This window comes from Daejeonella sp. (assembly GCF_037719425.1).
In the GTDB taxonomy this organism is placed as follows: domain Bacteria; phylum Bacteroidota; class Bacteroidia; order Sphingobacteriales; family Sphingobacteriaceae; genus Daejeonella.
In genome coordinates this window covers 1-6,748 of sequence record NZ_JBBJNI010000020.1, presented here as the reverse complement: position 1 = coordinate 6,748, position 6,748 = coordinate 1, and the positions used below count along the sequence as shown (strand labels likewise).

The window sequence follows — 6,748 nt, the reverse complement described above, 5'->3', positions numbered from 1 at the left end:
GCGGCCACGGGGCCGCATTTTCAACCGCTGGCATAGATTTTAACTCCCATCATTTAATCAAATTATACAATTCATCCAGTTTCGGCGAAAGAACGATCTCTATACGCCTGTTTCTGCTTCTGATCTCGGGAGTAGAGCCGGCCTCCAATGGTTGAAACTCACCTTTGCCGGTAGCAGTTATACGGCTGTTCTCAATCTTTTCGCCTTCAGTTAAAAACCTGACAACTGACGTTGCCCGGAGAACACTCAGATCCCAGTTATCTTTTATCTGTCCAAGATTAACCACGCGCTGATTATCTGTATGTCCTTCCACAGAGATATTGATCTCAGGCTGTGTCTTTAAAACCTTAGCCAGTTCCTGCAGGGCAAGCTTACCTTTTTCATCAATAACGATACTTCCGCTGCTGAAAAGTAACTTATCTGTCAATGAAACATACACTTTGCCGTTTCTTATATCAACAGATAAGCCGCTCTGTTGAAATCCTAACAAAGCCTTTTGAAGTTTATTCTTTAGCGCGTTAGTCGCCTCATCTCTCTTTCGGAGGATTTCTTCTACTTCTTTTAGCCTTGCCTCGCGTTTCTGGAGATCTGATGAAAGCTTACTTATTTCTGTTGAGCTGTTTGAACGCAACGAATTCAGATTATCATCCAAACCCTGAACCTTACCTTCAAGCCCGGCAATACGGGAATTCAGTGAAGCTGTATCTGATTTAAGGCTGGCGATTTCGTCTTCAAGCGATGCAATTTTAGTTCTTGCGCCCTCCCAGCCGAGCGAAAGCGAATCCTTTTGAGCAAGCAATGCATTATACTTTTTAGGAGATATAACTACGCAAGATGCAAATGCAGTTATCAGTACAATAAAGAGGATCGGAATGGTTATTTTTCTCATGATATTTAAGCGAATTAGGATATGGCGTTTCTTAAAAAGATCATAAAAGGATGAAGTTTTTCAAATCCTGCAAGAACAGTTTTTGCTGCATCAGGGCGGCTAAGTTCCTTCGGATCCAGGCTATGGGTAAAAGTGAAGCTTTTCAGTTTAAGGTATTCAATATCCGGATGATCTGCCGAATAACCCTTGGGCATTGTTTTTAGTTTATATTCCTGATCGGGTTCGCCGAAATATTTCTTAAAGTCAGGAGCGGTCACAATATCACGAAAATCATTTCCGCTATAATCAATTTCCTGCCGGATTGCCTTTAACATTTCTGCTTCAGGCATCCAGCATCCGCCCGCGACGAAAGATTCTTCAGGATGAATATGTAAATAATAACCAGGGCCGTTAAAGTTCTTTCCCTGCTGAGAAATTCCCGCGCCGAAATTATTCTTATAAGGAGTTTTATTCAGGCTAAACCTGACATCACGATATATCCGCATAACGCAGGTTTTTGGATCGAGATCAGCAGAGACCGTTTTATCTATTTTCGACAGTCCAGTGATCAGCTCACCTACAAATTCAAGGACATTGCTGCGGGCCTCATCGTGTCTGGCCTTATTTTCCTGAAACCATTCCCTGTTGTTATTCTTCGCTACGTCTTTGAGAAAAGTGAATGTCGCGGGTTTGATCATTTGTAGGAAATAGGTGTTAGGCGTTAGCTATTAGGTTCTGGACGAAAATCAGTTTTACTTCGCCCGAAAGATACTCTCAACTTTCCACTCTCAACTCTCAACTTAATTAAGGTTTATCTTCCCGCTCTTCATATGCACAGCAACATTTTTACGCCTGTATTTCTTATACCAAATGAAGCCAACAACAGTAACAGCAATGTAGGGTGCTGCAAGTAAATATAGGATTCCATCGTTAAGGCCGTTACCTTCTGTGTTGCCGTTTTGCGTTGAATTATCGGCATTTAAAGTGCACATAGCACATTGGGCTTGAACATCGAAAGAATCCAGGCAAATAGATACGAATATAAAAAGCATAAGGGCGCCCGTGATACCTTTCATTGTACAAAGATAGGGTTTATAGAAGAATAAATGATTATGCAAATGACATGACCTTATCGATTCTTTCCGCCTGAACTATCAGTTGAAGAGCAAAAAGCAAGGTGAACTCCGATTATATCGAAAATTATTATCAGTAAATTTCCAAATATTTTGGCCTTCAATCACATATGTCTTAACCTCGGCATTGAAGAAATCAGGGAAAGATGTATACAAACCATTAAAAGCAAATAGCTGAATAACAATTTGCCATGCAAATTCATTATTCAGCTATTTAACATATAATTTTGCTCAGGATCTTTACAAATGTAAGTCCTTTACAAACTCAATTATAACCTGGATTCTGGGTCAGGGTATTGGCTCCTGCCACAGTACTGTTAATTATTTCGGCCTGCGGGATAGGATAATATTCATTTAAGCCTTTTTTAAATGTAGCACCGTTTAAATATGTTCGCTTTGTCTTTTCTTTTGCAACATACTCGTTCAGCACTTGATCTGCTATACCCCAACGTACCAGATCGAAGAATCGGTGACCTTCCATTCCAAATTCAAGCCTGGTTTCAAATTGAACAGCATTACGTGCAATAACCTGTGAAGCAAATGGGCTTGAATACGTACTTATTACATAATTAGCAGCCTGACTTCCATCGGACATCTTCACAAATCCTGCTGGATTTGCTGCCCTTGTTCGAATTTGATTTATTAGGGTTCGAGCTTTTTCGAGATCATTTTCCTCGACAGCTACTTCCGCTCGCCATAATATTACATGGCCCAGCCGTAGCAAGCGATAATTATTTGAATTATTTCTGTTAGTAGCGTGGGAAAAGCCTTTCGACCAAACTGCCTTTTTAGGAGAATATGGACCTGCGTAAGCCTGATCGCGCACCCATGGTTTGCCTGTATGGAAGCCATGATCCAGATAAGGAATCCCTCTGCGACCAACAGTATGATCTAATCGTGGATCAAGCGGACCTGTATGAGGCGTGAAAGGATCAGCGGCACTTAAACCTTCATCGTTCTTTACATCAACATTATTATAGGTATCAAGTAAAGGTAAACCATTTTGAGTTTGGAAAGCATTTACCAGATTTTGGGAAGGCTGCTCGAAACCACAGCAATTCCATGGCCCGGTATAAGGGTAGTTCAAAATGTTACCATTATTGCCATTAATTCCACCTGGTGAACCATCGTTTACCGACATCTGCACTTCAAAAATTGATTCGCCGTTATTATTAGTAGCAGCATTGAAATTGTCGAAGATTAGAGGAGCCAAGGTGTATTTATTACTCGCTATTATCTCGTCCAGAAGCGGCTTGGCTTGTGCAAATTTCCGCTGAAACATATAGGCTTTTGCCAGATAAGCGCCAGCTGCAAATTTAGTAGCCCTGCCTTTCTGAGTCTGATTTACCGGCAGTACATCATAAGCGGCTTTAAAATCAGCTTCTATCTTTGGCCAAATGTCTTCTTTATTAGAAACTTTAGTGCTTTCAGGATTACTTGGATCGTACATTTTTTCATCAATATAAGGTACTTTATTCCACATTTTTTTTGCCTCAAAATGATAATGGCCACGTAAAAAACGAGCTTCAGCAGTGACCTGCGCCTTTTCTGCAGCTGTCATGTCTTTCGCATTGGCCATCACCTGCAAAACATCATTGCAACGTGCTACACCATCATAAGTATGACGCCACTTACCTCTAAAATGTGTATTGGTAGGTAGCCAGTTATAGGTTTCAATAAATGTAATTTCGGGTTGATCACCGGCATCAGTACCCTTATAGGTATCATCGGCCGCAACAGCTCCATATACCCAGTTAGTAATAGCGCTGTGCCATGCTGTATTGCCTGAACCCACGCCATCCAACAACGAATACGCTGCGATGAGCAAGGCGTCAACTCCCTGTCTACTTTCTAAATCTTTCTGGTTGAGTACCCCTTTCGGTTTGGTAGTCAAAAATTCATCACCACAGGCCATGAATAAACTTGCAGTTAAAAATGCCGCAAGGCTAAATATTTTCTTGTTCATCTTTTCTACTATTTAAATTTTATTAAAAACTAATGTTAACGCCAAACAGCAAATTCTTAGCTGATGGATAAGCACCCTCATCAACACCTATTTGACGGTCGTTACCATCCCCATAGCCTCTCAAATTAATTTCAGGATCGAGACCAGTATACTTAGTAAAAGTAAATAGGTTTTGTCCCTGAATATAAACATGAGCAGAACTCATACCGCCCCTGGAAATCAATTTTAAAGGCAGATTGTATCCTAACTGAATGTTTTTAATGCGGAGATAGGAGCCATTCTCCAGGAAGTAATTAGATGGTACGCTACTGGCTGCATCACCGGAACGCAACTTCGGTAATTTTGCGTCAGTTTTGCCAGGAGTCCATGATTCGTAGAGCATGCGCGTACTCCTATTACCTTGGAAAGTTTGAAAATCTGTCCAGTAGCGAGTGTAATTAAATAGCTGGACGCCCTGGACGCCTTGTCCAAATGCTGTAAATGTGAAATTTTTAAACGAAGCATTCAGGTTCAGCCCGTAAGTATAATCGGGATGAGGACTACCAATAAAGTCCTGATCAGCAGCATTGATTATTCCATCACTATTCAAATCCCTGAACTTAAAACGACCGGCTACATTATCAATACCATTACGTTGCTTCGCATGGGCGGCCCCTTCACTATCCGACTGAAAAATACCATCAATAGTATAGCCGTAAAAAGATGAAAGAGGACTGCCTTGCCTGGTAGCTGTTACTGCAGGTATACGTAATCCAAATCCTGTGTAAATTGTGTTAGGGTCTCCGTTGGTTTTCACCACATTGTTCCGATAGGTAGAAAAGTTCGTTCCGATGCTAAACTTAAGCTTATCAGAGAATGCAGTTCCATTGTAATTAAGACCTACATCTATCCCCTTATTATTCATCTCTCCAATGTTTACAAAGGGGTTAGTAGCTATCCCCTGGGTAAGCGGAACTTCCACAGGGAATAGCATATCGGTAGTAGAGCGGGTATACCAATCAAAAATGACATCAAAACGTCCTCCTAATAAGGCGGCATCAAAACCAATGTTGGTACTACTGGTGGTTTCCCATTTAGCATTGGTATTACCAAATTGGCCACGGTCGTAGCCGATAACTACTGAATTACGTGTACCGTTAATATCATAATTAGATTGGTCGGGATTAGATTGGAAAGTAGAGGCAAAATTATAGTTTCCGATCTCCTGATTACCGGTTTGTCCCCATCCAGCACGTAATTTAAGATCATCAATAAAAGTTATACCGTCCATAAAGCTTTCCTCACTGATACGCCATCCGACACTTAGTGCAGGGAAAACCGCATTCCTGAATTTCGGAGCAAATCGTGATGAGGCATCCTGTCTAACAGTTCCTTCCAGAAGGTATCTATCATTGTAAGCATAGTTTACCTTACCGAAATAAGAAAACAAACGCCAGTCAAATGCACCCCCTCCGTTAGCTGGAGCCAGCACACCTGCATTTAAATAACGGAAACTGAGATCATTTACAATAAAACCACTACGACTCCCGAAGAAATTTTCTCCATAAGCTTTTATAGATTCGGTACCACCCAAAACATTTAGCCGGTGCCTTTCTTTGATCGTAGTATTATACGTTAGGGTATTAGACCAGGTCCAGTCACGTCCATAAGAGTTATTAGTATTCAAACTATTCGTCTGAGCTGCCTCTGCTGATTCGATGTCGCGTACAGTGAAGCTTCTGATATTAAATAAATTATAATCCACTCCAAAGCTGGTGCGGGCGACAAGGTTTTTTATTATATCTACTTCCGCGAAAGCATTTCCAAACAATCGAATTTCCTCACCTATATTATCCTTTCCACGTTCAAGCAGCGCAACCGGGTTACGTGCATTGCCCAGACCACCACCTTTCGTACCGGCAAAATTGCCCTGTATGTCATAAACCGGAATTATTGGCTGCATCCGGTAAGCCATCGAAATTGGGTTACTTTCGCTATTATTACCCGATACCTGACCAACCCGCTGCCCTGAAGCGATCTGCATATTTTCTCCAATACGTATCCGGTTTTTTACCTTAAACTCCGTGTTGGCACGTATTGAGTAACGTTTATATGAAGTATATTTAAGAATACCTTCCTGGTTTAAATAATTAACCGAAAAAGCATATGCACCTTTGTCGGTGCCGCCGGTTGCGCCCAGTTGATAATTCTGCATCGGCGCCGGATTGAAAATTTCTTCCATCCAACGTGTGCCTTCTTTATTGGCTTTGGTAATTAAAAACTTGGTTTTGTTAAAATTCGGGTCGTCAATATTGCTCGTATAATTTGCTGGATTTACCAGTGGATCATTGGCAGATACCCCTGTAGGAAAAATAAAATCAGGAATTACCGGCTGTGCGCCATTACCATACTGTGGATTAGAAGGGTTGCCATTTTTAAGATTGCCCGCATTCCTTTCGCTTTCCCAGGTAAGCTGAGCCAATTCATTGGTATTTAACAAGTCGAGCACTTTTCCGCGCTGCTGGGTACCATAATAAGAGTCGAATGTAATCTTAGGTTCGCCATTCTTGCCTTTCTTAGTTGTAATAATTACCACGCCGTTGCCAGCTCTGGCTCCATAAATCGAGGCCGATGACGCATCCTTTAAAATTTGCATAGACTCAATATCACTGGGGTTCAACGTATTCAGATTACCCTTGGTTGGTACCCCATCAATCACAAACAAGGGCGAGTTATCGTTAATAGTACCAAAACCACGCACCCGAACCATTACGCCTCCTCCCGGACTATTTTCATTACCCA

At 41.5% G+C, this 6,748-nt stretch carries 5 protein-coding genes; all 5 read right to left on the bottom strand.

What is annotated here, in order from left to right:
- Positions 1-49: 49 nt before the first annotated feature.
- The gene (locus WKF69_RS04470) at positions 50-889 is read right to left on the bottom strand and encodes a flagellar motor protein MotB (protein WP_340379828.1); all 840 of its coding nucleotides are present in this window, start codon (positions 887-889) and stop codon (positions 50-52) included.
- A gap of 14 nt (positions 890-903) precedes the next feature.
- A complete protein-coding gene (locus tag WKF69_RS04465; protein WP_340379826.1) occupies positions 904-1,566 on the bottom strand; it encodes a DUF2461 domain-containing protein in 663 nt (220 codons plus the stop codon).
- A gap of 102 nt (positions 1,567-1,668) precedes the next feature.
- On the bottom strand, positions 1,669-1,944 hold the full coding sequence (locus WKF69_RS04460; RefSeq protein ID WP_340379824.1) for a hypothetical protein: 276 nt from the start codon (positions 1,942-1,944) through the stop codon (positions 1,669-1,671).
- A gap of 322 nt (positions 1,945-2,266) precedes the next feature.
- Positions 2,267-3,967 carry a RagB/SusD family nutrient uptake outer membrane protein gene (locus WKF69_RS04455; protein ID WP_340379822.1) on the bottom strand — a complete coding sequence of 567 codons (1,701 nt, stop codon included), beginning with the start codon at positions 3,965-3,967 and terminating at the stop codon, positions 2,267-2,269.
- Positions 3,968-3,989: 22 nt separating this feature from the next.
- Positions 3,990-6,748: SusC/RagA family TonB-linked outer membrane protein (locus WKF69_RS04450; RefSeq protein ID WP_340379820.1), on the bottom strand; the 2,759-nt coding region annotated here is incomplete at its 5' end.

Coding starts and splice junctions, on each gene's coding strand:
- WKF69_RS04470 (WP_340379828.1), bottom strand. CDS start 889: ATGAGAAAAATAACCATTCCGATCCTCTTTATTGTACTGATAACTGCA.
- WKF69_RS04460 (WP_340379824.1), bottom strand. CDS start 1,944: ATGAAAGGTATCACGGGCGCCCTTATGCTTTTTATATTCGTATCTATT.
- WKF69_RS04455 (WP_340379822.1), bottom strand. CDS start 3,967: ATGAACAAGAAAATATTTAGCCTTGCGGCATTTTTAACTGCAAGTTTA.
- WKF69_RS04465 (WP_340379826.1), bottom strand. CDS start 1,566: ATGATCAAACCCGCGACATTCACTTTTCTCAAAGACGTAGCGAAGAAT.